Source organism: Clostridioides sp. LIBA-6822 (assembly GCF_056688955.1).
Map to the genome: position 1 here is coordinate 1 of NZ_CP196996.1, position 26,737 is coordinate 26,737.

General features: G+C 23.9%; 27 protein-coding genes. 7 read left to right on the forward strand and 20 right to left on the reverse strand.

All coding sequences use genetic code 11. The features are described from left to right. A partial coding sequence (locus tag ACTG48_RS20690) for a replication initiator protein A (RefSeq protein WP_102822251.1) occupies positions 1-1,185 on the forward strand: 1,185 nt, incomplete at its 5' end. 1,032 nt (positions 1,186-2,217) lie between these two features. Further along, on the forward strand, positions 2,218-2,418 hold the full coding sequence (locus ACTG48_RS20695) for a hypothetical protein (RefSeq protein WP_479918812.1): 201 nt from the start codon (positions 2,218-2,220) through the stop codon (positions 2,416-2,418). A 56-nt stretch (positions 2,419-2,474) separates the two neighbouring features. Here the strand turns inward: ACTG48_RS20695 and ACTG48_RS20700 are convergent, their stop codons facing one another. The 6 genes from ACTG48_RS20700 to ACTG48_RS20725 form a co-directional block, all read right to left on the reverse strand. Next, positions 2,475-2,861 carry a hypothetical protein gene (locus ACTG48_RS20700; RefSeq protein ID WP_021383350.1) on the reverse strand — a complete coding sequence of 129 codons (387 nt, stop codon included), beginning with the start codon at positions 2,859-2,861 and terminating at the stop codon, positions 2,475-2,477. A 19-nt stretch (positions 2,862-2,880) separates the two neighbouring features. Further along, on the reverse strand, positions 2,881-3,585 hold the full coding sequence (locus ACTG48_RS20705; protein ID WP_021383423.1) for a geobacillin-26 family protein: 705 nt from the start codon (positions 3,583-3,585) through the stop codon (positions 2,881-2,883). An 87-nt stretch (positions 3,586-3,672) separates the two neighbouring features. Beyond that, complete coding sequence (locus ACTG48_RS20710; protein WP_102822253.1) at positions 3,673-4,092, reverse strand: hypothetical protein; 420 nt, start codon at positions 4,090-4,092, stop codon at positions 3,673-3,675. Positions 4,093-4,170: 78 nt separating this feature from the next. Then, positions 4,171-4,875, reverse strand: a complete 705-nt coding sequence (locus tag ACTG48_RS20715; protein WP_021383420.1) for a DUF4367 domain-containing protein — start codon at positions 4,873-4,875, stop codon at positions 4,171-4,173. Then, positions 4,868-5,416: an RNA polymerase sigma factor gene (locus tag ACTG48_RS20720; RefSeq protein WP_021383439.1), complete on the reverse strand. Its 549-nt coding sequence runs from the start codon at positions 5,414-5,416 to the stop codon at positions 4,868-4,870. The genes ACTG48_RS20715 and ACTG48_RS20720 overlap by 8 nt, the downstream gene beginning before the upstream one ends. A 96-nt stretch (positions 5,417-5,512) precedes the next feature. Beyond that, positions 5,513-7,504, reverse strand: coding sequence for an AAA family ATPase (locus tag ACTG48_RS20725; RefSeq protein ID WP_021383351.1), 1,992 nt, complete (start codon positions 7,502-7,504; stop codon positions 5,513-5,515). A 198-nt stretch (positions 7,505-7,702) separates the two neighbouring features. On the opposite strand from ACTG48_RS20725, the gene ACTG48_RS20730 reads away from it, so the two are divergent. Further along, positions 7,703-8,233, forward strand: coding sequence for a helix-turn-helix domain-containing protein (locus ACTG48_RS20730; protein WP_021383392.1), 531 nt, complete (start codon positions 7,703-7,705; stop codon positions 8,231-8,233). 36 nt (positions 8,234-8,269) lie between these two features. Here the strand turns inward: ACTG48_RS20730 and ACTG48_RS20735 are convergent, their stop codons facing one another. Further along, positions 8,270-13,624, reverse strand: a complete 5,355-nt coding sequence (locus ACTG48_RS20735; protein WP_235684374.1) for a DUF960 family protein — start codon at positions 13,622-13,624, stop codon at positions 8,270-8,272. Positions 13,625-13,651: 27 nt separating this feature from the next. Next, on the reverse strand, positions 13,652-14,614 hold the full coding sequence (locus ACTG48_RS20740) for a hypothetical protein (RefSeq protein WP_172693291.1): 963 nt from the start codon (positions 14,612-14,614) through the stop codon (positions 13,652-13,654). A 380-nt stretch (positions 14,615-14,994) separates the two neighbouring features. Between ACTG48_RS20740 and ACTG48_RS20745 the strand changes: the two genes are divergently transcribed. Next, positions 14,995-15,363, forward strand: coding sequence for a BlaI/MecI/CopY family transcriptional regulator (locus tag ACTG48_RS20745; RefSeq protein WP_021383418.1), 369 nt, complete (start codon positions 14,995-14,997; stop codon positions 15,361-15,363). A gap of 12 nt (positions 15,364-15,375) precedes the next feature. Further along, positions 15,376-16,617, forward strand: a complete 1,242-nt coding sequence (locus ACTG48_RS20750; protein WP_021383427.1) for a M56 family metallopeptidase — start codon at positions 15,376-15,378, stop codon at positions 16,615-16,617. Between the two features lie 46 nt (positions 16,618-16,663). Here the strand turns inward: ACTG48_RS20750 and ACTG48_RS20755 are convergent, their stop codons facing one another. The 12 genes from ACTG48_RS20755 to ACTG48_RS20810 all read right to left on the reverse strand — a co-directional run bounded on the left by ACTG48_RS20755 (position 16,664) and on the right by ACTG48_RS20810 (position 25,589). Continuing rightward, positions 16,664-17,419, reverse strand: a complete 756-nt coding sequence (locus ACTG48_RS20755; protein ID WP_021383434.1) for a hypothetical protein — start codon at positions 17,417-17,419, stop codon at positions 16,664-16,666. A gap of 305 nt (positions 17,420-17,724) precedes the next feature. Continuing rightward, the gene (locus ACTG48_RS20760; RefSeq protein ID WP_021383349.1) at positions 17,725-18,522 is read right to left on the reverse strand and encodes a hypothetical protein; all 798 of its coding nucleotides are present in this window, start codon (positions 18,520-18,522) and stop codon (positions 17,725-17,727) included. A gap of 80 nt (positions 18,523-18,602) precedes the next feature. Further along, a complete protein-coding gene (locus tag ACTG48_RS20765; protein WP_021383416.1) occupies positions 18,603-19,286 on the reverse strand; it encodes a ThiF family adenylyltransferase in 684 nt (227 codons plus the stop codon). A gap of 4 nt (positions 19,287-19,290) precedes the next feature. Further along, positions 19,291-19,662, reverse strand: coding sequence for a hypothetical protein (locus ACTG48_RS20770; RefSeq protein ID WP_021383437.1), 372 nt, complete (start codon positions 19,660-19,662; stop codon positions 19,291-19,293). Between the two features lie 23 nt (positions 19,663-19,685). Beyond that, entirely contained in the window at positions 19,686-20,297 is a 612-nt protein-coding gene (locus ACTG48_RS20775; protein ID WP_021383417.1) for a hypothetical protein, read from the reverse strand. 14 nt (positions 20,298-20,311) lie between these two features. Further along, on the reverse strand, positions 20,312-21,001 hold the full coding sequence (locus tag ACTG48_RS20780) for a prokaryotic E2 D family protein (protein WP_021383400.1): 690 nt from the start codon (positions 20,999-21,001) through the stop codon (positions 20,312-20,314). Beyond that, positions 20,982-21,767, reverse strand: a complete 786-nt coding sequence (locus ACTG48_RS20785; RefSeq protein ID WP_021383367.1) for a hypothetical protein — start codon at positions 21,765-21,767, stop codon at positions 20,982-20,984. Before ACTG48_RS20785 ends, ACTG48_RS20780 begins: the two co-directional genes overlap by 20 nt. Continuing rightward, positions 21,767-22,054, reverse strand: a complete 288-nt coding sequence (locus tag ACTG48_RS20790; protein WP_021383382.1) for a hypothetical protein — start codon at positions 22,052-22,054, stop codon at positions 21,767-21,769. Before ACTG48_RS20790 ends, ACTG48_RS20785 begins: the two co-directional genes overlap by 1 nt. A gap of 11 nt (positions 22,055-22,065) precedes the next feature. Next, a complete protein-coding gene (locus ACTG48_RS20795) occupies positions 22,066-22,740 on the reverse strand; it encodes a hypothetical protein (protein ID WP_021383394.1) in 675 nt (224 codons plus the stop codon). A gap of 340 nt (positions 22,741-23,080) precedes the next feature. Further along, complete coding sequence (locus ACTG48_RS20800; RefSeq protein WP_021383391.1) at positions 23,081-23,614, reverse strand: hypothetical protein; 534 nt, start codon at positions 23,612-23,614, stop codon at positions 23,081-23,083. Between the two features lie 241 nt (positions 23,615-23,855). Continuing rightward, complete coding sequence (locus tag ACTG48_RS20805; protein ID WP_021383440.1) at positions 23,856-24,506, reverse strand: YiiX/YebB-like N1pC/P60 family cysteine hydrolase; 651 nt, start codon at positions 24,504-24,506, stop codon at positions 23,856-23,858. A 48-nt stretch (positions 24,507-24,554) separates the two neighbouring features. Then, complete coding sequence (locus tag ACTG48_RS20810) at positions 24,555-25,589, reverse strand: YncE family protein (protein WP_021383355.1); 1,035 nt, start codon at positions 25,587-25,589, stop codon at positions 24,555-24,557. A gap of 338 nt (positions 25,590-25,927) precedes the next feature. Between ACTG48_RS20810 and ACTG48_RS20815 the strand changes: the two genes are divergently transcribed. Next, positions 25,928-26,287 carry a hypothetical protein gene (locus ACTG48_RS20815; protein ID WP_021383381.1) on the forward strand — a complete coding sequence of 120 codons (360 nt, stop codon included), beginning with the start codon at positions 25,928-25,930 and terminating at the stop codon, positions 26,285-26,287. After that, a complete protein-coding gene (locus ACTG48_RS20820; protein WP_021383353.1) occupies positions 26,253-26,705 on the forward strand; it encodes a BlaI/MecI/CopY family transcriptional regulator in 453 nt (150 codons plus the stop codon). Before ACTG48_RS20815 ends, ACTG48_RS20820 begins: the two co-directional genes overlap by 35 nt. Positions 26,706-26,737 lie beyond the last annotated feature (32 nt).

The following is a 26,737-nucleotide window of genomic DNA, read 5'->3' on the forward strand; positions in this document are numbered from 1 at the left end:
ATGGGAGATTATTTTACAGTAGAAGAAGATTTAAAACAATTACATATACAAATTCCAAAAGCTTTGTTTTATGAGGATAAATATATTAAGCCATCTGACAAGAAACCTCTTTCAGTTCAAGCTAAAATACTATATGGATTTTTATTAGATAGAACTAAGTTGTCCCTTTCAAATCAATGGTATGATGATAAAAATAGGTTATTTATTAAATGTGATCAGATCTCTATGAGTGAATTTTTAGGAGTAAGTGAGAAAACTGCACGTGGTTATAAAAATGAACTTATAAATTTTGGATTATTAGAAGAAGATAAAACAGGGCAAGGCAAATCTAATCTTTTATATCTTAAACAGGTTGATGTTAAAATAAATAAACTATCATTGTATATAGATAAATTTAAAGATAATGTTGAAGAAAAACGCATACTTGAAAGAGAAAGAATTTTAAAATATAGAGAAAAAGAAGAAAAAAATAAGTCCATAAACCTTAAAAATACTTTGAACGGTAGTTTTTACCGTTCAGAGAAAAAACTAAAAAAAATCTTGAACGGTAAAAACTACCGTTCAAGAACAGTAAAAACTACCGTACAAGAACGGGAAAATTTACCGTATAGTAATACTGATTCTAGTGATACTGATTTTAAGGTTGTTGTTGATGAAGAAAATAAAATCAATAAAATTGAAAATCTATATGTTAAATTAAAAGTTGATAAAGAAGTAAAACCAGGAATGAAAAAATTGATAGAAAAAAACATTGATAATTTAGATATAGAAATTTGGGAACAAATTTTTATAAATGTTTCTGAAAATGATATTAAGAAAAAATACAGCTACATAAAGAAAATATTAGAAAATTTAAAAGAGAAAAATATTAAAACAATTAAAGAATTTGAAAATGATAATAGATTATATAATGAACAAAAATCTAAGAGAAAATATTCAAAAAATAAATTTGATAATTTTAATGGAAGTTTAAAAAATAAAAATGAAAATTATATTAATGAAAAAATAAAAGCCTCTCAAGATGTAAAGTATGGAGAAAAAGAAGATATTTTAGAAGAGGATGATAATATTAATAAAAAAGTTTATGAAAAGGCAGTAGAAGATAAATGGAATTGTGGAGCACCAATTAAAAAAATTGCAATAGAATATGCAATAAAATATAATTTACCATATCCCAAAGAATAAATTTATATTTTATTAAGTTACTTTACTTGTATTATGTCAAATACAACTTACTTATGTATAGAAAGATTCTTCAAAAGTTTATATTCTATCTCATATAGTAAAATTAGATTAATTAGTGTTCAATTTGAAATGGGGGAATAGACTTTTATGTATTACAAAGAAAAAGACAAATATACATATTACATAATATTTATAATTGCCTTTCAGATAACGCTCACATTTTTAATGAGTTATTATTTGAAATCTCTTGATAGAGATATGAATATAGAGATATCTTTTATATTGTCTGTATCTTTAGTATTAAGTGAATGTTTTTTATTTACAATTTTATTTGGGTTAATAAAACGAGAAAAAATTAGCCTTAACACTGAATTTTCAAAAGAATTTAGGATTTTTCGGATATGTTTTAATATTCAAATTTTTGAAATTATGTATTTTTTCCTTTTTATAAATTATGATTTAGAATTTTGGTCTTTAAAAATTGGATTTTTTATAGAATTTCTATTTTTTCTTTTAGCATATTTTATTATTATATCATATAATTTTCTTAAAAAAGATGCTAGAAATGTTGTAACTAATTATTTATTGAGACTTGAAGAGTGCTTTCCTATTATTTTAGGCATTATGATTATATTAGAATTAAAATTAAGAGGTCTTTATCCTGGTAATTTTATTACTTATTTATACCTCTTATTGATTTTCATTTCAAGTATTGTAACATTTAAGAGCTTAAAAAAGAGATCTCTTAATAGAACAAATACAGGTTTTGAAGCTATTTTATCTATTTTAATTTTTTTAATGATAATTATTGTATTTTTTATATTGATTCTTTTTCTAATTATACTGTTACAAATAAAATCTAATTCATTACAAGATGATACTAAACTTTTTTGTTATGCTTTTACTCTAATTATAGCAATATATATATATATATTACTATATGCATTTTCTGATTTATTTAAGTTTAAATTTTTTGAACTAACAAAACTCTTAATCTACTTAATACTTTTTTTATCTTATATTCTTATGAAATTGGAGTTTTTTCATACAGATATTTTAAATAAAGCTTTTAAAATTATATCAGAAGATTCTTTTACTGAAGCACTTGTTACTTTCGTAGTTTTTGATTCTTTATTTCAAAATGGGCTTTGTTTATTTGAAGATTTAAAAAGTAAATATTATATTAAAAAAGCAAAAAAAAGTGCTAAATTAACATTTAAAAAACTTAAATAAAAAGAAATATCTAAAAAGATATTCCTTTTTATTTAGAACATGTAAAATCAACAAAATTATTTTAGTCTACTTATTAGATATTCTTCGCTTTCAATGCTTAAAGCTTTTAGATATATACAATAAGAGTTTTCATTTGTGAAAATTTCGATAATATTATCTTGTTTATTAACACTTATTATATCTTCAAATTTTATATGGTTTTTAGTATTTTTACCTCTGAAAATATATTTGTTATCAATTAAAATATCATCATCTGTAATTGAAATATAAAGTTTATTTTTATACTTTATTAAAAACTTATATGTTTGTTCAAAATAAAACCCTGCAAGTAACAAGAATAGAAAAGTTACTTTGAATGCACATATTATCGAAAATATTATCACAAGAATACTTGTAATATATATTTGTTTGAAATAACCCCTATCATAATAATTTATCAACATTGAAAACCACTCCTATAATTTATAACATACTAAATAGTCTGTCTGCTTCTTTTCTATACTGAAGAGAATCATAAAACTTATAAGCAGCACTTGAAGCTCCACCTATAGCTGTAAAAATACCAATAACAGCTCCAACACCTGTTTCAGCTGTAACTCCAGCAATAGCTAACCCAAGTTTAGTAGTATCCATACCACGAGAAGATGCATTTTCTAGTTTTCTGCAAGAATCTACTGCATCTTTAAATCTGTATAGATTAACTGAGTTCTTACTTGTTTCTGTGCGACCTTTAAGTGAACCTTTTGTATTTTTTATTGACCATTTCTTTCCATTAGCAGCATAATAGATTTTAGAAAATCTTGAAGAATTTGTAATTTGAGCTTTTCTTGAAGATATACTATTATCATTATCATATGAAGATGTATCGTTAAGATCAATATTTATATAATTCTTTTCAGCAGTATTTAAATTAACTTCATCTCCTGTAATTATATTATTAATTTTATCATATGTAACTACAGTTTTTGTATCATTACTAATTACTTCAACAACTCTTTTTTCACTATTATCTTCAAGAATATTTACAGAAATATTTTTATCTTGACTTAATATTATGTTACTGTCATTATTACTTAAAGCGAATGTACTAACTGGGAAACTAGAAATCATAAAACTACTTATCAAAACCAATGATATTGTACGCATTTTTCTGTTTTTTAAACTCATATTTACTCCTCCTCTAATGTAAAACAAATTTTTATTTTAATATTTTTATTAAATTTATAAATATCCAAGATTTTATGGAATTTATAACTAATAAACTCTAATAGGACTGAATATTGTTTTGCTCTCATTTCCTGCTTTTACAGTTACCGATAATCTATAAGAATGTCCTTTTGATACACTAACATCTTTAGATAAACTACAAGAACTTTTTTTAGAATTTGACCAGGTAGAAATATTGGTCCATGTTCCAGATTTATTTTTTTGTTGTAATTTTGCTGTAATAGATGTTGAAGTTCCTAATTTACCATCTACATAACATGAGATATGAGCTTTTCCAGAAGTAATTTTCAAATCACAACCAGCTCCTTTAATATTTACCATAAAAACAGTTCCATCTTCTAGATATTCACTAGTTTCTAAAGGCTCATATGCCAGTGCTTGTATTCCAAATGATGAAATAAGTGTTAAGGCACAAGCTCCTGTAAAAAAGATTTTTTTATAGTACAAAAAACCACCCCCTTATTTTCTTTACACTTAGATAACGAAATAAAAAGGTGGTTTGTGACACTTTCTGTAAAAATTTTTTTATTTTATGTTTTCTGCAATTTTCAGTAATTCTTCTTTATAATTTTTCAAGTGTTCTTTGTTGATAGAATCTAGATATATAGTATATGTATCTTTTTCATCATTCCAAAATAAAATTATAGTATCGTCTTTGACAACATACTTAGCTTTATTTTTGTTTATAGTTATATTACTTACTTCTGCGTTTTCTGTGTCTATTATTACAGAACTTGAATTAATTTGATTTGAACGGTATCTTATTTCATCACCTTTGGTATTTTCATATCCAATAAAAATACTTTCTTTAGAACTTTCTCTTTCAACTTCTTTGAAACCCTTTGGTATATATTTAGGTTCTTTTAATATAAAATCAAGTTCCTTATCAGTTTGAATATCTTTAGAAAAAATAAATTCTGTCAAATCTTCATAAATTTCTATTACAATTTTGATAAATTGATTTCGAAGAGCATCAACACTCATAGTTATTGTGAATAATCCAGTTACAACTATTAAAAATACAACTACAACTCGTTTTAAATAGATAACAGTATATTTAATGAAAGGATTTCTTTTTTCTTGACGAATTAGTTTTTTCATCTTCCTTTCAAATCTTTTAGAAAAAACATGATTTAATTCTTCGTCTGGTGGTAATTGATCTAGAATAATTTTTTCAGCATTTGAAGCATGTCTATAAAGCATCTCATCTGTAATATTAATTTTACTCAACGCTTTGCACCTCCAATTCAATTAAGATTTCTTTCAGTTTCTTTTTTCCTCTTTGTATTCTTTTACGTACATTATCCTGTGATATATTTAGTAATTTTGATATTTCAGCATCAGAATAATCATGACTAAATTTTAAGAGAATAACTTGGCGATAATTTGGTGGGAGATTTGCTATGGCTGTATCAATTTCATCATAATCTTCATTATTATTTTCAATTAGTGATTTTGATATTTCAGTATTATAGAAATCATCTTCTATTGATACTATATTTTGTTTTTTTCTCTTTCTATATAAATCTATTGCTGTTCTCTCAACTATTATAACGATAAAAGCTTTTGTTTTGGGACAATTAACTTGATTAATTTTTGATAGGTTTTTTATTATTTTTATAAAAGAATTATGTACAACATCTTCTGATAGATGCTCATCTTTTAATATATTATTAGCAGTATAAAACATTATTTGTTTATATTGTATGTAGATTTCTTCAAACTTTAATTTGTCATCTTCTGAATCAATTAATGATAAATATATTAGCATAGAATATGTCTCCTTTAAATTTTAACTCTACAATGGTACACCATTACATTATAACATTAAAAGGGAGAGGTATTATAATACCTCTCCCTTTTAATGTTATATTCTATGAATATTTATACTATTGGAGAATTCTTCTAAATTAAAGTGATCTAACACTCCTATTAGTATTATATTATCAAAGTATTTATTTAACTTATCAATGTTCTTAAAAATAAATGTTAAATTGTCATGGTCAAGTAATTCTAAATTATCTAGAGCAAGTAATTTAAAGTATGAATCATTGCTTTGATAGATAGCAGCCATCAGAGCAATTAAAAATATCAAGCTTTCACCAGTTGATAGAGCTTCAAAAGATATCTCTTTAGAGTTCATTATAAATCCAAAATCAACCTTATTCTTTTCATTTTTAATAAAAACAGTTTTATTATTAATCCCAATTTCTAATAAAACCTGGTTCATCAAATGTATAAAAGGTTTTATACCATTATTGATTAAATTGGATTTTTCTTGTTTTAAAAGCTTCTCTAATGATTTGTAATGTTCTAATTTTATTTCTTTATCTTCTCTAATAGATTCATTTTTTTCTAACAATATCATATTTTGTTTTATATCTAATTGTTGTTTCCATTTATCTTTTAAATCAATTAAATCTTTTTGAGATAAAGATAACATTTTTTCAAGTAAATCTATATTACCAGAGTTATTAAATAATTTAAGTGCATGCTCATATGCTTCCAACTCAGCTGTTAGATTATCTATATTCAGAATTTCTTTGTCAATATTATTAATTCTTTCTTTTATATTTGATAATTCAATGTTATTTTCTTTTATCTTATTTTCTTGTTCACTAATTGTTTCTAAAAGACTATTTTTAGTTTTACCAATTTCATGATAATCTTTTCTAGCTAAATTATACTTATTTAATATATCATTATAAATATTGGAGAAGGATTTTAATTCATCGTTTAAGGCATTTATTGATGAATTAAAGCCTTCCATGTTGTTACAGTATATATTTTCATCAATAATACATTTTTTCAATTTATTTCTCTCATTTATTGTTTTTATTAAATCATTATTAGTTTTAATTTTATTTTCTATATTAGTTTTTTTATTTTTAATTTCAATACCAGTAAGCTCTAGAGATTTTAAAGTATTATTTAACTCTGTTAGCTTTGTATTAATTTCATTATCAAATTTAAAATCTTGTAGTTTAAAAATATTTTTTTGCAACTTTTCCTTTTCACTATATAGGTCTTTCTTTTTATCTTTATTTACTTCAATTTTATTTTTGAGATTATTATATTTGTTTAATATCTCAGATTTTTTTAGAGTTTCTTTTTTTATATTATCTATATCATTTCTTAATTTATAAATTTCTGACTGCTTTTTTTCAATTTCATTATCTATGTTATTGTTTATATCAATTTTTGTATCACATTTTAATGATGTTAACTGAAAGATAATTGCTTTAATTTCTTTTATATCATTGGATATAATCTTTTTATTATTTGAAACATAATCTAATAATTTATTAAGATTTTCTTCAAATGAATATTTATCTTGATATGCATACATCAACTCATTTAATATGTTTTCTGGGATAATACTATCTAATTTTGAACTTAGATAATGTTTATCATACTTACCAGTCGATATTAAAGAATAAATTAGTTTAGATTTATCATTTGAGTTTAAAGAAAGAAAATTATTAATATCAAAAAAAGTTGTATTTATTCCAAGTTTATCTATTATATCTTTGTTTTTACCACTAAGTTTACTCTCTTTAGATTCTGAAAAATACAGCTCTTCACTACCACTTGATTTTTTTGAATTCAAGGATCTTTGTATAATTCCATTGTCTGTATATAATTTTACAGAAAATCCATTTTGATATTTTGATATTTTCATCATATCAGATGTTTTTTTATCGCAACCAGGTATATATCCTAATATTGCAAATATAAGACTTTCTAAGATAGATGATTTTCCTACTCCATTTTTACCTGTTATGACTATTGGCTTTGATAAATCTATTGTTTTATCATCATAACATTTTACATTTGTTAAGTTTAGTTTTTGAAACATTTTAATACCCCCTATTTTGTTAAGCTGATAAATACAGCTAATTTTTATTTGCTAAAATACATAGCTTATACTTTTATTTCTTCTTATAATATGGGGCTATTTAAAAAAAAATTTGAAACTTTTTATATTAACTACAGTAACATAAAGTATGTTACTGTAGTTAATATAAATATTTGTTGAAAGAGGTAAAAATAAATAATGAATATTGCTGAAAAAATAGAATTGAAGAGAAAAGACTTTGAGTTTACAAAAGGACAATTCTGTAAATATCTAGGAATACATAGTAGTACATACACAAGGATACTAAAAAATAAGATATCTACAACAACTTTAGTTAGTATTTGTAAAATCTTGGCATGGCCATTAGAAGATGAAAAAGATAAAAAACTCATCTTTGTAAAGAGTAAATTAAGGATTACATCATTAATAAGCATTCCATTAGCCTGGATAATATATCTAAATGTTAAAGAAAAAGATAAATTTAGATTAAGACTTTATAGTGATAAAATTACAATAGAAAAAAGTATAGACAATGAAGGTCCAGAAAATAATTTAATAGATGAAGTAGAAAAATTAATATACTTTCACCCTAATTCTGAAGGAAGAGTAAGTCCACGAATATTGATACCATTAAAATGGAGAAGAATATTAGAAATAAAAGAGGAAGATATTTTTACTATAAGTATTTATAATGATAAAATAACACTGAAAAAAATAGATAGATTATAAATCTATCTATTTTTTAAGTTTTATACATTATTTTATTTAATATTCACTACTTAATAGCATTGTAACATGATCAATATCATCTATTACAAAGATTGTTTTTTTAGCATCTATTTCAAAATTCACATCCGTACTTTGTTCTACTTTATAAGTAGATGTATACTTAGGTATTTCTTGTTTATGTGTAACAGACACATAACTAGAATTAATAGGAGTTATATCAAATACTTGAAGATAATCTTTTTTTATCTTTAACTCATCTATTAAATTCCACATAAATATTTGTAATTTAATTGGAATCTCACAATCTACTCCTTTAGTAAGGAACCTTTTGCCTGTAAATAGATAATTACTATCTGTTTTATCTTTTATAGGCATATTGTCAGGGTTAGTTATTAATTCACTTTTTTCTACTGCATTATGCTCTAAGTTGTTTTCTTTTATTACAGTATTTCCAATTCTTAACTCATTTTCAAGTTTAGCTTTTGAAATCATAAGAGTTTCTAATTTATCATCTTCTGTAAACTTATTTTTTAAAACTTCCTTAAGAGATACAAGTTCATCTTTCTTACAAAAATATATTCCTTTTAAGCTCTTTAATTTATCTGTGCTAGTTTTACTATACTCCATAAAATATTTAATTAAAGTCTTAGGAGTTTTCAAAGCAGAAAATTCAAATTTATAGTTATTACCAAGTGAAATAAATTCCCTAACTTTATTATCAAATGTAAACTCCTTCTCATAAACTATATTTAGGCCATAAATTTCACCTAAAAAACCAACTTTTCCACTATCCATAATTTCTCCAAGAGTTTCTATAGCTGTTTTATTATCAAAATAAGTTTTTCCATCTAATGTTATTTTAAAATCATTAGAATTAGAAGCATATACCTTAATATCTTCTTCTAATTTAGATATTGATATATTTAAAGCTTCTATAGAGTTTTCTATTGACTTTATATCTTGTAAAGTAAGTAAATTTTGATTTAAAAATGCTTTTTTGTTTAATTCAATTATCTGAATTTCTCTATTTATTTCACATAATTTTAAAATTCTATCATCAGAACAAGCACATGCTTTTGTTTCGGCATAACTCATAAGCTGATTACCTATATCTTCAGCAGTTCTAGAAGATGAAGAATTATTAAGAATCTGAGCTACATATTTTGCTTTTATTTCTATTGTCTGCCACGAATATGCATCAAAAGAACCCTCAACTACATATCTAAAAATAGATACTTCTTTATTTAAATTTCCTTGTCTTAATATTCTACCTTCTCTTTGTGAAATTGAAGAAGGTTTCCAAGGCACATCTACATGATGAAGTGATTTTAAATGTTTTTGAAAATTAGTTCCCTCTCCCATTTTAGAAGTAGAACCAATTAATATTCTAATAATACCATTATTAAAATCATCAATAAGCTTCTTTCTTTTTTCTGGTGTATTTGCATCATGTATGTATGCTATGTCTTTTTCTAAAACATTATTTTTTAGGAGTTCATTTTTTATATCATCATAAACATTATGTGAATTACCAGTAGGTGTTCCTAGATCACAAAATACTAAATGTGTACTTATTTTATCTTCATGATATAAAGAAGCTATATTTTCACCAACCTTTATTATTTTTGGTGATATACCACTAATTCCAACTAATGCAGGGCTCACAGCCATTAATCGACCATCTGTAGTTACATTTAACATATTATCTATTCTTGGATTATATGAGCCTTTATGAATTTTTTCTGCACGCTCTACAAGAGAATTTATATATTCTCTCATTTGGCTTGTAGGTTTTATAATTTCTACTATAGGTTTTCCTTCTGTCACTTTAGGAATATCTAAGTTTTCTATATCACAGATATTAACCACATCAGCAACTTGTCTAAATATATTAACTAATTCTGGAACATTACAAAATTTAGCAAACCTCTGTTGAAATCTAAAACCTTGTCCAGTTGGATCTACTTCCATTGAAGAAATGATTGAACCAAAGGTACTCGCCCAAGCATCAAAAGTATCTACTCCATAATGTTCTAGAGAAGGTTTATTTAAATAAGTAAGTAAAGTATACATTTCACAAATACTATTAGAGATAGGAGTTGCTGTAGCAAATGTAACACCTTTATTTCCATTCACAGATTTAAAATATCTTAGTTTATTGTATAAATCCTGAGTTTTCTTTGTTTTTAAAGAAGATATTCCAGGTACTTGCATAGTAGTATTAAAATATAAATTTTTAAAATTATGAGCTTCATCTATAAATAAGTTTGTTATACCAAGTTTTTCAAATGAAAGAAGAGCTTCATCTTTGTGCATGTCATTTAATTCCTTAATTCTATTTAAATAACTTTCTTTTATTGTTTCAAGTTTTTTTATAGAAAAGTCAGGACACTCATCTCTATAATACTTAAGCGTTTTATTTAACTCCTTTAGGTCTGATTCTACTAACTTTAGTTCTGTTTCAGCTTCTAAAGGTATTAATCCTAAAACAGAATGTGGAATTATTATACTATCCCAGTTACATGTAACGATTTTAGCTATAATTTTTCTTCTATTGGCTTTAGAGAAATCCTTTGAAGTAGTAGCTAAAATATTTGCTTGAGGATATAAATTAAAATATTCTTTGGCAAATTGTCCAGACTCACAAAGCGAATTTGGTATAACAAATAGATTCTTATTACCTCTTTTTGAATCTATTTTAGATATCCTATTTAATTCTTGTGCAGCTGTAACCATTGTATAAGTTTTTCCTGAACCAACACTATGACATAGAAGGGTGTTACAATCAGATGTAACTATTCTACTAGCCGCTTTTAATTGATGTTCTCGCAATTTTATATTAGGATTTATTCTAACATCATTTAGTATGTTTTTGTATTCTTTTTCTTTATAATCTATAAACTTTTCATTGTATATATCAAGTAATTCTTTATGAATATAGCTATTGCTTGTTACATAGCTATGAAAAGCTATAAGCCATTTATCTAATATATTCATAGCAAGTTGAGTTTCTTCTAAGTTTTTGACAGAAACTTCTTTACCATTTTTTGTTTCTTTATCAGTGATAGTTATAGTTTTCATGTTTAATGCTGCTTCAACAATAGATAGAGATTTTCTTCTTTTTGTACCCCATATGAACTCATTTTTATTTATAGGTATATAAGCAGAACAATTTATTGAATAACCAAGGTGTGTTGAATATAATAGTTGAATTGAATTTTTTCTAAGCTCTAATGTTTTTTCAATAAAATCAGATTTTACATTTGAAGGTATCCAAGTAGATGAAATATTAAAAAATACATCTGTCTCATATTTAGGCTGATTAGCTTCTAGTGCTTTAACATTTACTAAGAAAGCATTATTTTTTATTGATGCTTCTTTGGCTACTTTTAATTTTTCTTTAACATATCCACATAAATAACTATTTCTATCCACTAAATCTCCTGTCAAAGGGTCAATATAAGCAAGTTGTTTAGATAATAATTCATCTTTGATATTATGATATGATTTATTCATTATGCTACAGATATAATCCATATTTAAATATCCATAATTATTGAATGCAATCATAATAGCATCTTCTATTTTTTCAGGATTTTTTTCAGGCTTTGATTTACCTATAGTTCTTTTTGAGAACATATCAGCTTTTTTATATGTATCATTTTGCTTATCATATATTTCCAAAGATGCTACAAGATAGTATAAAGTATCCTCAGATAAAAGCTTCTTATTTCCTCTAGAACTTATGAAACCATATTCATTAATGTATTTATCATATTTAGTATTTAAGTTTCTCTGAAGGGCATTTAATTCGTTATCTGTACAGTTATTAAGTTGAGCTTGTATTATATTTTTTATAGTATCTTTAATTATTATAAACTGTTTCAACTTTTCTTTTCTTTTACCAATTAAAGAAGAAGGAATAAGATATTTTCCTTGCTTTTGATAAATCAATTCATTCTCTAATATGAACTCACCTTCTTTTAGTTCATCATCAGTACAAAGCGTTAATTCTTCTTCTTCATACATATATGCATCATTTAGAGGTGTTTCATAGATATCTGAAGGAAAGTATTTCAATAATTTATCATAATCACTAATAGATAAACTTTTTGTACTTTTAAGAACTTGTTTTGGACCAAATTGAGAAGAAACTATTTCCATCTCACCTAACATCATATGAGGATTATTTTTGTAATAATTATTTATATAGAAATCTTCATAGTTGACAACATCTATCCAGTTCTCAGAAGATAATTTATTTTTGTTCTTTCTTAAAAATATTATATCTGTAGTTGTATCTGTATCACAAAAAACTTCAATTGGTAATCTTATAGAGCCTATAAAATCACATTTTTCATTGATAATTTTTCTAATAGCAGTATCTGTTTTATCTAATGTCCCAGATGCTGTTATAAATATAATTAATCCCATATCTCTGACTTTTTCAATTGATTTTACAAAGTAATAATCATGAACATTTAAATTATATTTATTTAGATACTTATCCTCTACATCATATGGATGAATATTACTAAATGGAACATTTGTTATACATAAATCAATACTTTCATTTTTTATTTTGCTATCTTCATATTTAATATTTATTATTTTAGAAGATGGATATAAGTGTGTAGCAATATCAGAACTTAATTTATCCATTTCAATACCTAATATTTTAGAATTATAATACATATCTTCAGGCATGAATCCTAAAAATCTACCTGTTCCACAAGCTGGATCAAGTATACGGCCTTTTTCAAAACCTAATTTATTCAATACTCTATAGATAAACTTTATAACTATTGCAGGAGTATAGAAACTAGTTAAACATGAAGCTTTTGCACTGTCATAGTAATCACCTAAAAGCTTTTTTAATTCTTCATCACTTTTAGAACCTTCAGTAAACTTTTTTGAAAGACCACCCCACCCAACATACTTAGATAAAATAGTTTTATCATTAAGAGTAATATCCTTTTGTGAGTTATTTAATTTATTTAATACAGTTATAGCATTTAAATTATTTTGATAACGGTCTGAGTTATTAGTTGATAGATTTTCTCTTGATAAAAAGAAATCAGATATATCTGATTTCTTCTCACTAATTTTAGATTTTAGATTTGTAATTTGTTTAGTAAAATTATTTTGAAAACAGTTGTTTAAATCGTTCCTATAGGATTTTTTTATATCTTTTTTAATAATTTCTTTTGATTTATTATTGTCATTAGAACTTTTTATATTATTTGTTCTATCAAAATATAAATCAAATAAGGAAATTTGGTTTTTGATAAGTTTTTTCTTTTTATTTGACTTTTTTTTTGTTTTATTATGATTCCCATTTTGATTTATTTCATTAAATTTAGTTTTAAAAAAATTTATTAAATTACTCATTGTTTTCTCCTTATAAGTTAAATTATTTTATAATGTTTCTGCATACTGTATTAGAAGTTTTATTTCTTTATTATTTAAGCTTTTTACTCCTTCTAAATTGAGATCAGGGAACAATATGTTTATTGCTTTTGTTATTTTTTCTGGAATCTTCTTTTTACACTCTGCATATTTAGTTGACAATACTAATCTTTCATTTGAATATTCTTTTTTATTTATTTCTTCATCATAATTTTGAATAGATTTAAGATACTCTAAATCAACTGCATCTATGATTTCATCATTATCAATGCTTATAAGTTTACAGTTTAAAACATTAGCATTTAATGTTCTTGCACAATTGATGATTTCTTTAATTTCTTTATCATCATCATAAAAATAAGGAATTGTCATAATTGCCATCCTATATCCAGATGAACCAGTTATATTAGTAATTGGACAATTAAATTGAGGTAATTTTTTTAAAGCATTTCGTTGGCTTAAAGATTGAGCTTTTCTATCAGCAAGATTTTTATTAAATAAATATTGTCCTAAAGCTCTTTGAATTTCTGTATTTTTTAAACTTACACATATTTCTAATGTTGAGTTAATAGGCAATACATAATTGTCATCAGTAAGTTTTGAAGTACCTTTTTTAAAAATTTCACCAGCTGTATAATCTTCAGAAATAATATGGCCAAATGAATCTAAAAGATATGAATCTACATTAAAACTTACTGTTGCTTTAGTTACTATTTGATTGTTATTATAATTTGAAACTGCTAGTGAGGTAGAAATTACTTTAAAAATTGAACCATCATCATTATTAATAATATATGGATTTTCTCTATAATCTCCATCAAAATAAATTTTATCTGGTTCAAAAATACTTGCTCCTACTAGTTTATTTACATAAAATACACCTTTTAAAGTAAGACTTACTCTTTCATCTTTATCAAATACAATTTGTTCTAACTCTTCAGATAATTTTAATGAAATATTTATTTTTTTCATAATGTATTCCCCCCATTTTATGTAGCTGATTTATACAGCTTAAATTTAAGTTGCTAATTAATAGCTAATTTTTTTATTACATACAATATGGTTCAATTTTTAAAGTTTTTTGAATAAAAATTTGATTATATACTATGACATTTCATTTAACAGATTTTATAAAGTAACGAAAAGATTTTGAGATACTAGAAATTCTGGAATTGTAATGATATGGTGTTATATATCAATATCGCAACAATAGAAATTAAATATGGAGTGTAAAAAATAGAACTTTTTTACTTCATCTCTTTGTATTAATATAATATTTATATAACATGATATTTATATATTGACTTTTAGACATATGTCTAATAAAATAAATTTAAAGGTGTGTGATTAAATTGAAAAAAATACCAAAATCTGAATTGTTAGTTATGAATTTTATCTGGGATAAAGATATGGATAAAATACCTGCAAGAGAAGTAGCTCATTTTATGGAAGATTATCATGAATGGACAAAAGGGACTACAGGAAAAGTTCTTTCTCGATTAAGCGACAAAGGATTTCTAGAGTTTGAAAAAGATGGTAGAAATACTGTGTATACTGTTAAGGTTAAACGTGAAGAGTATTTGAAGTTTGAAACAAAAGATTTCTTTAAATTTATGCATAAGAATTCTATGCATAGCTTTATTTCATCACTAGGTTGTGAAAATGAAATATCAGATGATGATATAAAAGAGCTTGAAAAATGGATAAAAAAAAGAAAGTAGGAGAATTATCTTATGGAACTTTTTATCGAGATTTTGAAATTAAACATTTATATAAGTGTACCAATTCTTTTGTTTATTTTATTTACTAAAAAAGTAAATAGATATGGTTATAAGTTTTATTATTTAATGTGTATTTTAATAATATTTAGAATGTTATTTATATCTAAAATAAATTTAAATATATTGGCTATCAACAATAACATAATTAAGAGTTATAAACATAGTATTGATAGCTATATATCATATGGTTATAGTATTAATCTAGACATATTTATGTATATTTGGATACTAGGTATTATATTAATATCTTTTTGCCATCTAAAAGCTAATTATAAATTTTATAACTATGTAGAAAATTTACAAGAAGAAGTTTTGGATGCAGATATTATTAATGTATTAGATGCCCAAGTAAAAAAATTAAATATAAATAGAAGATTTAAAGTATATAGAGTTAAAGGGATTTATTCTCCTGCTATTATAGGATTAAGAGATTATAAAATAATAATTCCAGAAAAAGAATATAGTAGTAGAGAGTTAAACTTTATATTTAGACATGAATTAGTTCATTATAAAAGGAAAGATAACTTATTTAAAGCTATGGTTAGTATTGTATGTACAATACACTGGTTTAATCCAATTTGTCATTTACTAAAGAAACAATTTAATGAATTATGTGAATTATCCTGTGATGAAATTGTAATTGATGAATATACTTCAAGTGAAATCGAAGAATATGCATATCTAATATTAGATACAATAAAATATAAAAAAACATTAAAATATTCAACATGTGTATCTCAGTTTCGAAATGAAAAAAATATTATTTTAAAAAAGAGGTTGAATCGTATGTTTAATGAAGATAAAAGGAAAATTAATCTAGGTTTTAAGTTTTTATTAACTTTTATAATAGTTGGGTCTATGTTTTCTATTAATGCTAATTCTGAGCCAAATGAAAATATATTAGGAGATACTGATGGTAAGATTAGCTATAATAAAAATGGAGAGACATATGGTCCATCTGTAACAGATTCAAATGGAAATCTAATTGAGCCAGAACTTATACAAGCTCTAGGTATAGGAAAGAAAGTAGGGTATGTAAGACAAAGAGATTTGTACGATTGTGATAATCAACCGAGAACACCAGAAGAAGCCGTTTTATATACAAGAAAAAGAAGTTTTAATATATTTAAAAAAAGTATACCTCTTTATGATAAAGAAGGTGTGAAGATTATAGGAAGATTTAAAGTTGATTAAAATAAAAAACTGATAGAAAATAATTCTATCAGTTTTTTTATGTATATTATAAGTCTATATGATATTCTCCTATAATAGTTTCTCCATCTTTATCATAAAGAGGTATACTTTTATATTTTTCATTAGATTTTGCTATTTTATTCATATAAGCAACAGCTTCTTCTGGTGTATTTGGTTGACTGTCTTCAGAATATAAATCATCAAGAGATACATAACCTTCAATATCACCTACGCCAAGTGCTGATATCATATTCTTAGTTTCATATAAATATTGACGTTCTTTTAGTTCTTCATTTGAGATCTCTATATCTAAACTCTTCATAGTTGCAATTGGGCTTTGTTTTGCTCCAACTGTTTTATATCCACTTCCATTATAAGCTTTAGTAGTGCCTTTTGTATAATATGTTCCTTTTGAAGTAGTTGATCCTGTTGTAGCTGTAAATCCACTAGTTTTATTTGTATTATATTTCCAACCAGTAGTTTTAACAACAGTTCCATTTGTATTATATAGATTAGCATGTGCACCCATTATTCCACTATCAACAGATCCAGATTTGCAAGTTATTGTGGTAGCACCTGTAACACCTGCAACTAATTTTGCACAACCTGTATGATTAGTATAGTTTTTACCATTAGCTGTAAATGAAGTAGTACCACTAATTGCTTTTGAATCAATTGAATAAGAACTAGGCTGTTTAGAATGTGTATTAATGTTAATTGTATCAGCAAAAACGCTAGTAGAAAATAATGACATAACAGCTAAAGAAAAAGCGAATGTTTTTTTAATATTTTTCATATTCATAAAATAAAACCCCTTTTATAGTATTTTTAGACAATTGTCTTCCTTAATTAATATAATATTAGACTAATGTCTAAAAGTCAACTACTTTTTCCATAATATTACAATTTATCAAAGTGTTTATTAAATGAGAATAACCTAAAAAGAACATCAGACAAATAGGTAAGCTAATGGAAGAAATAAAAGAGAATTATTCAAATATTATGGTGTTTAGTCAAAAGAATAAGCAAAGCATTCAACCATTTAGTAATAAATAGCTAACAAAAAAGTCAAAAATGATATAAAATCATTTCTGACTTTTTTTAGTTCTATAAGTTAAAATAAGACTTATAACTTTTATTTAAATAAATTTCTAAATACCCTAAAATTATAAGTATAATACTATTTATGTTAATTGAATATGATTGAAATCCGATTTCACTAAGAATGAAGTATGTGTATCCATCTTTTATATAACAACTATTATAATCATCATCTAAAATAGGAAAAGAACAATTGATTAAATTTATTATATGTTTACTAAATGTTGTATTAATAGCAATTACATAAGAATCATTCTTATAATTTGAAAAAAAATCATCATGTGTAGCATTCTCGCCTATATCATCCTCTAAAGCAATAATGAAAGATTTAAATATCTCATAATCTTCATGACTAGATGGCATGTGTTCAACACCTAAATGACTAAGTGATTCATAACAAAACTTTATCTTAAAAAACTTCTCGAAATTTTTAAATAAATTAACAATGATATCTAAATCATAATTTGATGAACAATAATCATCGCAAAAGTCAAAATAATCTTCTAAATGATTTTGTATTTCACCTTGAATAACAAAGTCTATATCTTTTTTTAGAACTACATTATTTTTTATAAAATATTCTAATACTGTTTTGCAGATATATAAATATTCTAAACTATATATTTCATGGAACATATAATTTATTGAAAATTTTTTTGAATAATATTTTATAAGTTCATCTAATTGGAAAGTATGATTAATAATATCTAAGTCTAAATTCATACATATTTTTTTATATTTTAAAAGAAATTTAAAAAATTCTCTAAAAGCAATTTTTTCAGTATATCCAATATGTTTAAGCAATTGCTTTACCTCCTAGTATAATAATATAAACAAAGAAGCCTTTAAGAGCTTCTTTGTTTGTGCTATTTTTATTTGTTATTTTATAAAATAGAAACTGTATCTGAATTAAATACAAATAAATTTTTATTAAATTTATTTAAGCAAATGATATTATTTGTTATTATGAAAGCAGTTGTAGCACTTAGAATATTAGTTGCAAAATTTTGGGGATGTTTTTGTATTTCAGAACAGGAATATGTTTCATTTTTAACCTCTTCTTTTGAAGTCAAAATCTCTGGGAAATAATTGCAAACAGGTGGATGTATTATGTTATTTTCACATTTAACACCAATTACAGTTTGTCCAGTTCTTTCATCTCCTTCTCCATTACCAGTATCAATGTAAACTAGAGAATTAATACAACTATCATAAAATACATCATTTAAAACGATACGTGCTTTATTGTTATCAACACATCCAATAAGTATAAAATCATTTAAAGAATTTTTAATTAAATTTACAACAAGTTTTTTATCAACTAAATACTCATCAATAAAAGATACTTTTATACCTAATTTATTATATCTATTTGAAAGGACCTCTGCTTTATTTATACCTAAATCTTTAGAAGTAAACTTTTGATTACGATAATTTTTAGATTCAACTATATCACCATCAATGAGTATAATTTCATCAATTTTTTTTTCAGAAATGGCCAGTTGAGATAGCAATGTAATTAAATGACTTCCTGTTGCTCCACATCCAACTATTATTATTGAAATCATAGTACTACCCCTTATTTTTAAAGTTGCTATATGTAGCAGATAAATAAGCAACTATTTTATCATGACTAGGTTCCAATCTCCAATCAGGGGATTTACCCAATTCCTCGTATCCAAAAGTATAAAGTACTTCTTCTGTAAGACCTTTTATCTTTATATTTTCTATATCTTCTTCATTGTCTATTTCTTTTATAACTTTACCAAACACTTTTACTATAATCTTTGTGTATTCTTTACATTCTGATTCAAGCTTTAAGTATTTATTTACATTACCTGTATTATTTTTATTATCATTTATACTAGGTGTATTGTTTTTGTCCTCTTTAGGTTTTTCATTTAAATTTTTTAATTGTTTACTAAATAATTCTGTAAAATTCATTTTTATTTACCTCCATAAATGTATTAATTAATTATCTTCATTGCAAATTTTTTATTAAAAAGCTGAGGATTAAATAAATCTTCAGGAGAATACCAATATAGGCTTACAATATTTTTTTTATATTTAACAAAACATGCTAAATATTGAGTTAAGAAACAATCATAAGTAAAATTATAATATTCTGTTACTATAGGATACTTGTTTTTTCTTAACCAAAATTGTTGCATTTTTCTAGTCCAATTTTTAGGAAAAGAAATAATTTTAAGTTTGGTATTTTCAGTAATTTCTTCTTTTATAACACATACATTTCTTTTATCTATTTCTTTTAGCTCTTTCTTTGTTGATATTATAGGTGTTTTTTCTAAATCTGCACAATATAGATATAAATTTAGACTAGAATTTTCATTAATTAAATATTCTGAGAGATTCTCTATGTCTTCAATGATAAATTCTAAATAATTACCTTGATTATCTAATAATTCAAATAACATAGCCTTCTCACAAGAAACATATAAGTCAAAGAGTCTATTTGCATTGACAGCTTCTTCTATAATTTTTCCTTTATCATTAGTGTATTTTATATTTAATGAATTACGTTTTATTTTGAAATTATTTTTTCCACATATTAAAATCACATTTTACCTCCAATTTATAATTTATTTTGAATAAGTTTTTTGGTCCATTCGTTATAAGTATAATTTTTAATTAATAGATTACTGTCAAATTGTTTATGATTTAGATATTCTAGTAATTCTAAATAATCTAGATTTTGTGTGTTATTTTCTACAGAAAAGTAGTCAATAGTATTTGCCATGCTAAAAAAGATATTTGGTACTAGAAAAATATTTTCTATTTTGTTGAAATCTAAATTAATTTGATTAGAACCTAAACAAACATTTCCATTGTTATATACATTTGAAAATGGATAAATAAATAATTGAGTATTTTCATTTATATTTTTTGTCTTGGATACTGATACATATAATTTACTAAAGATATTATTAACAATTTTTATTGCAAACAATAAATTTGGCATACCTATATCACTATAAAAATCTTTACCAAAACTCATAGGAGCAGATAGTTCCTCTCGAAGTATAATATAGATCTTTGTTGTTTTATTTAATTGAATTGTCTGAATAAGTTTCATGTTATCTTTTTCTTGATATATAGGACTGAAGAAAGGTATATCTGACAGGTTTTTTAATTCAGAAGATGAGAGTATACTACTTATAAAATCTGAGACAAGCAATGTTTTAACTCTTTTTCTTCCATTATTATTTTCTATAAGGTTAACTGTGTTACTATTCTCTATTAATTCAAATAATATAGTTTTCATTATATCTCTCCTCCAAGATACTTAATAAAATCAATATAAAAACATCAGTTCTAATTCCTGATTTACTCAGAGTATTTGTAGAAATACGTAAAAAAGTATATCCGCTTGAACAATAGCAATCATCACCATAATCATCTATAAACAGGTTTTTTATTAGTGATATTATATTATTTTTTATAGCAATATTAATAGCTATAACCATGATATCATTAGTAAAATAAGAATAAAATTCATCATGAAATGTATAAGTATCTTCGATTTTTTTGGAACTAATTTCTAAACAATCTTCTATATACAAAATAATATCTTCAAATATTTTATACATATTAGTATCATTGTACATAAGAGTTTTTTCATAACGAGAAGTGATTAGATCATAATAACTAGTAAAAATATGATTAATATTACAGAAGCTTTCAAGTGTATTAAATAATTCTTCAACTAACTCAAATGCATTTTCATCTTGAGTAACTTCTGAAATCATATCACTAGTGCTTTTAAGAATAATGTTGATAATATTTGTATTTATCATATTAAAGTTTTTTAGATATTGTAAGATGATTTTATTTCTATTTACACAACAATAACAATTATTAGATTTTAATAAACTAATATAAAAATCTAAAGCATCATTAAATGATAATTTCATATTAATAAATTGTTTTGTATTGATATAATTTTCTTTGAAAGAGATCTTTATTTTTGAAAGTTCTTTTAGATTATACATCAATATATTTTTCTCAGATTGGCCAATATGTTTAAACATTAGTATATTTCCTCCTCTTCATCAGTAGATTGAGGAATTGATGATAAGTTTTCTTTTAAATATTCAAATTCAATCATGTCATTTATAATATGGTTCTCTTCAACATTATCTATAGATAGCATAGAAGATACTTTAACAAAAATTCTTGATGGTATCTTTTTTAATACTTTCTCATTAATTTTTGGAAGGGATGAGCACATTTCTAATAAATTTCTTATTAATATATCATCTCCTGATAATTCTATTTGGGAGTCCAAATTTTTTTGTAGTTCATCAAAATTAATCATATAAATCACTCCTAATTTTTATAATTTGATTTTTTTAGTTTATTTTCATAATAATAATTACATTTATGAAAATTCATACAATTATTAATTGTTTTATTAATAAAATCACAGCAAGGCATATTGAATCCTAATAGCTCATACAGTGAATCATCATAATGACCACAATTTATACATTTTACAAGATGGATTTCTTCGTCCAAAAGTCCTAAAGCATTTTCTTTAGAAATTATGATATTTCCATTTGTTCTACTAGATTTTAAATAAAGTAGTACAGCTGATTTTTTTTCAGCATTTTTTTTAAATATAGTTTTTCTAAATTTAATGTCTGTATTATTAGAGTGATTTACTTTAAATCCTAAATAGAATAGAATTTTTTTTACCCCAAAGATATTACCATCTTCCATAAGTATTTTTATGGTATTTTCTTTAGTAATGGTAATAATATCATTTGAATTGTCTGGTTTTGAATAAAATAAAGCAATTTCTTTTTCTATATTATTCTCTTTAATTTTTAATTTTTTTAATATAGTGTTTGCTTTAGCTGGATATCTTACTGGGAATCCTAAATTGAATAAAATTTTTTTTGTCTTAAAAATATTTTGTCTGTTAATCTCATTAAAGTTTTTAAATATCTCACCTAAATCTTTTCGATAGAGTGAAGATAATAATAAAGATTTTGATTTCATTAAAAAAACCTCCTTTTTATTTGTTATGCTGATAGTGACAGCTTATTTTTTTAGTGCTAGAAGATAGCTTTGATTTAATTCATATATAATATGGGGCATTTAGAAGTCTTTTTTGAAAATTTTTATAAGAAATAAAAAAACTGTTATTAAAATGATTTATAATCACTTAATAACAGTTTTAATTTTGAAAATTATTTTTTAATATCATAATTTAAATTCTTTTAATATAGAATGAACATCTAGTCTATATTCTTGAATAACTATTTCCTCTCTTGAAGTATATTTATAAAGTTAATACCATCAAAATTTATTGACTTTACATTACTTTATCTAAATAGATTTAAATTGATGTAAGATCTGAAAAAGAACTGCATTCTTGTAGCTTATAATAAAGCGTTTCAAGTGTTATTTTATCATTAAAATATATGTCTATGTTATTATCAAATACACATATTTTTGCTATAGTTCCATTATCATAATAAAATAATTTTACAGTAGTTATATCTATAACCATTTCCTCAAGATAGATTTTCCAATGCACTTTAAAATTATGTAATATACAATGTTCTTTTTTATCAATTATCTGATTGATGAATAAGGTATCTTTAAATTTAGATTCATGAGATTCATTGGTAGTTTCAACATTATTGAATGGTTCAGTATCAACTTCAATAGATTTATAAGGCTTGTTTTCATATAATTTGCTAATTGAATAAAATAATAAAGTTAATATAGAAATGTAAATTAGTTGTTTTGGTAAAACTAATAAAAAAAATAATAATGGTATTAATAGGTAAGTGCTTATACGTAATTTTTTAAGAATATTTACAATGTAAAGTATATTATATTTATTTAATTTTTTTGCTTTAATCAAGAAAATTCCCCCTTTATCGCTAACATGTATAGCTTATTTTTTATATGCATTAACTATGCTTAAATTTTTTATTACATATAATATGGTATAAAATTTAACTATTTTTGAAATAAATTTAAATTCTCTAATAAAAAATATGTTCCCTTAATGATAGTAGTTTTGTTTAAGCTATCTACCATAAAAGGAACATATTATCTGACTAATTATTTATTTTTATATATTAAGATAAAATTGTAATGAATTAAACACCTTTAGTATAAGAAGTATATGTTTCTCCTGATCTTACTAAATCATATGGAAATACAGCTCCTCCTCCATAATTTAAATTAACACCTGTTGTTGATTTATATGCTTTATAAACTAATTGAGAACAATAAAACGCATTTGTAAGTTCTGGTTGCTCAAATATCCAGTTATATGGAGAATTTCTCTTATTATATGCCCATGTTGCAGCAGTCTTATCTTGATTTGCTGTAGTACTTCCTACTCCTAAACCATAAATAGTATTATATCTATCACGCCAATTATTATTATATACTTTTACTCCACCATCAGAGAAAGATTCAACTGTAGTTTTAGCTGTATGAACTATTCCTGCATGACCTATAAGTTTTCCTGATGATCCATCTTTAGTAACAAGTATAGCACCTATTCTTGTTGGATATGTACCTGATGTTGCTTTAGTAAGATTTGGATCTTTATCTGTACTTTGTATTCCATTTTTATGCAATTCTTGGTCTATTTCTTTAAATCCATCTAATTGTTTCTGAATTATAGCTTCATCACTTTGACTTTCATTATGTTGGACTTCATTTGCGAATAATAACATGCTAGAATTGATAAGAATTAAGCCTAATACTAAAACACCTGAAACGTAATTTTTAATTTTCATAGTTCACATCTCCTTGTATTTATATATTTTAACCATTCAAAAGAACAGTTAATTATTAATAAAAAAAGATACAAAAGTCTTATTCTCATATTTTTTTAATTTAATAGATTTCTTCAATTTAAAATCACCTAAATTATAAATATAGATTTCTTCTCCATTAGAAGATAAAAATTCATCTTTATTTATACAGCTTGAAATATGCTCATTTTCAGTATCATATTGATTTATTTCTAAACTATCTATATTTAACCTAGCTACTCTATGTTGAGTTGTTTCACCTAAAGAACTGCTTTCAGTTATGTAAAGATAATTTTCATCAGCCAGTATCTGAGATAAGTTATCAAAGGGTAATTCAATGATTTTAGATGAATAGTCATCTAGATTAACTCTTATAATTTTATTTGAAAGCATATCATTACCATCTCTATTTTTTAATATATATAGGTTGTTATTTATAATTTTTGCACTTGTTGCATAACTTCCATCTGATATATCAATAGTTTTCTCGATACTTAAATTTTCTTTATTTATAACTGATAAAATTAATTTATAGGTGCTGGAAACTTCTTTAAAAGATATTAAATATACTTTTTCATTTTTTTCAACTAATACTATTCCTACACCTAGATTTTTAAATATTGTTGATTTTAATATTTCATTGGACTTTAAATTTGTTTTAGAAAGAAAAACTTCGTCTGGACTAGATGATCCTGAGTAGATATTTTTTTGATCAGATACAAAAAAAGTTGGATTATTACCTTTGGATGAGATTATAGTTTTAGGTTTTAATGTATCTTTGTTTATTTGGAGAACAAAGTCATTTGATTTATTGTTAGTTGCAGGTGCTGTATAGTAAATGTTTTCTTTGGTATCATCACCTGTTGTTTTGAATCCTGTTAATATTATTCCTCCATATTTTATTTTTTTATTACCTTTATAATTGCCTTCTGAATCATATAAAGAAATTACAGAGCTATTTTCCATAGAGGTATTAATAGTAGCATACTTATATTCCTCATCATCAGATTTTGAACAAGCAGTGATTATTATAATTAATAAAAATAGTAATATTAATTTTTTCATATATCCTCCTAACATTTGTATATATAAAAATAATTGTACTTAGATGTTAACAATAATTTTCTGAAAAGTCAATATTTTCGCATAACTGGTCGTTTAAAAGGTTAAAATGGGAGAATATGCAAGATAATATACTAAATTATTAATATAAAACATAAAAGGAACATATCAATTAATTTATTTTCAAAAAAATCTTTAAAATGAACCATATTTGTTAAGAGATAAAAAAATAGCTATTTATTAGTAAAAAAACACAAGTTGTAATTGTCAATAAAGAGAAAGGAGAAAAAGTATGGTTGAACAGTTAGAGATTTAGTAAAAATAATATAAAGGGTGATATTATGAAAAATAACAAAGAGAGCTTAAAGTTATTAAAAGAAAGCATAGAAAATGAAACAGGTGTTAAGTTGGATACTTTAGAAATAGGGGATATGCTTTTATCTGTAGATAAGGAAGAATGTGGACTATATGAGCTTTTTAAGATAGTACAAGTTGGTAAATTTTTATTTTTAATTGATTGTGATGGAAATGGAAATCTAATTAAATCTAGAAATGAAAAAAATACCTTGAATATAGACATAGAATCAGATAAAGAGTTTATTTTAAATAACCCTGACTATATGCAACTAAATATACTTAGAAAAAAGGCTTTTAGAGATTTAGCAAATGATTATTCATTTACTAAGTTTAGTAAAAAATAAAGAAGAAAAAATATATTTCCAAGAAGGTATGAGAGGAATGGATAGTATGATAACAAGAAAAATAGCACCAGCAGAACTAAAAGTAATGAAGTTTATCTGGGATTCAAATACTAAAATAGCATCAATTAATGCTACTAATGCTATGTATGAAAAATATGGATGGAAACAAACTACAACATTAACACTACTATCAAGATTAATTAAAAAAGGTTTTTTAAGCTCAGAAAAAATTGAAAGGTATACATATTATAAACCTACAGTTATAAAGAGTGAATATGCAAAATTTGAAACTAAAGAATTCATTGATAATGTCCATAATGGTTCTTTGGAAAGTCTATTAGATTCATTAATGACCTGTGAGCAATTAACAGATGAGGAAAGAAAGTACCTGAAAATTTGTATGGACAATTTAAAATAAAAAATCAAAAAAGCTATATTACTAGAAAATAT

Bases quoted from the DNA above. Each gene is read 5' to 3' on its own strand.
- ACTG48_RS20705 (WP_021383423.1), bottom strand. From the start codon at position 3,585: ATGAGTTTAAAAAACAGAAAAATGCGTACAATATCATTGGTTTTGATA.
- ACTG48_RS20755 (WP_021383434.1), bottom strand. From the start codon at position 17,419: ATGAATATGAAAAATATTAAAAAAACATTCGCTTTTTCTTTAGCTGTT.
- ACTG48_RS20700 (WP_021383350.1), bottom strand. From the start codon at position 2,861: ATGTTGATAAATTATTATGATAGGGGTTATTTCAAACAAATATATATT.
- ACTG48_RS20785 (WP_021383367.1), bottom strand. From the start codon at position 21,767: ATGTTTAAACATATTGGCCAATCTGAGAAAAATATATTGATGTATAAT.
- ACTG48_RS20780 (WP_021383400.1), bottom strand. From the start codon at position 21,001: ATGAAAACTATATTATTTGAATTAATAGAGAATAGTAACACAGTTAAC.
- ACTG48_RS20770 (WP_021383437.1), bottom strand. From the start codon at position 19,662: ATGAATTTTACAGAATTATTTAGTAAACAATTAAAAAATTTAAATGAA.
- ACTG48_RS20765 (WP_021383416.1), bottom strand. From the start codon at position 19,286: ATGATTTCAATAATAATAGTTGGATGTGGAGCAACAGGAAGTCATTTA.
- ACTG48_RS20810 (WP_021383355.1), bottom strand. From the start codon at position 25,589: ATGAAAAAATTAATATTACTATTTTTATTAATTATAATAATCACTGCT.
- ACTG48_RS20725 (WP_021383351.1), bottom strand. From the start codon at position 7,504: ATGTTTCAAAAACTAAACTTAACAAATGTAAAATGTTATGATGATAAA.
- ACTG48_RS20795 (WP_021383394.1), bottom strand. From the start codon at position 22,740: ATGAAATCAAAATCTTTATTATTATCTTCACTCTATCGAAAAGATTTA.
- ACTG48_RS20750 (WP_021383427.1), top strand. From the start codon at position 15,376: ATGGAACTTTTTATCGAGATTTTGAAATTAAACATTTATATAAGTGTA.
- ACTG48_RS20820 (WP_021383353.1), top strand. From the start codon at position 26,253: ATGATTATTCATTTACTAAGTTTAGTAAAAAATAAAGAAGAAAAAATA.
- ACTG48_RS20815 (WP_021383381.1), top strand. From the start codon at position 25,928: ATGAAAAATAACAAAGAGAGCTTAAAGTTATTAAAAGAAAGCATAGAA.
- ACTG48_RS20790 (WP_021383382.1), bottom strand. From the start codon at position 22,054: ATGATTAATTTTGATGAACTACAAAAAAATTTGGACTCCCAAATAGAA.
- ACTG48_RS20735 (WP_235684374.1), bottom strand. From the start codon at position 13,624: ATGAGTAATTTAATAAATTTTTTTAAAACTAAATTTAATGAAATAAAT.
- ACTG48_RS20805 (WP_021383440.1), bottom strand. From the start codon at position 24,506: ATGAAAATTAAAAATTACGTTTCAGGTGTTTTAGTATTAGGCTTAATT.
- ACTG48_RS20730 (WP_021383392.1), top strand. From the start codon at position 7,703: ATGAATATTGCTGAAAAAATAGAATTGAAGAGAAAAGACTTTGAGTTT.
- ACTG48_RS20740 (WP_172693291.1), bottom strand. From the start codon at position 14,614: ATGAAAAAAATAAATATTTCATTAAAATTATCTGAAGAGTTAGAACAA.
- ACTG48_RS20720 (WP_021383439.1), bottom strand. From the start codon at position 5,416: ATGCTAATATATTTATCATTAATTGATTCAGAAGATGACAAATTAAAG.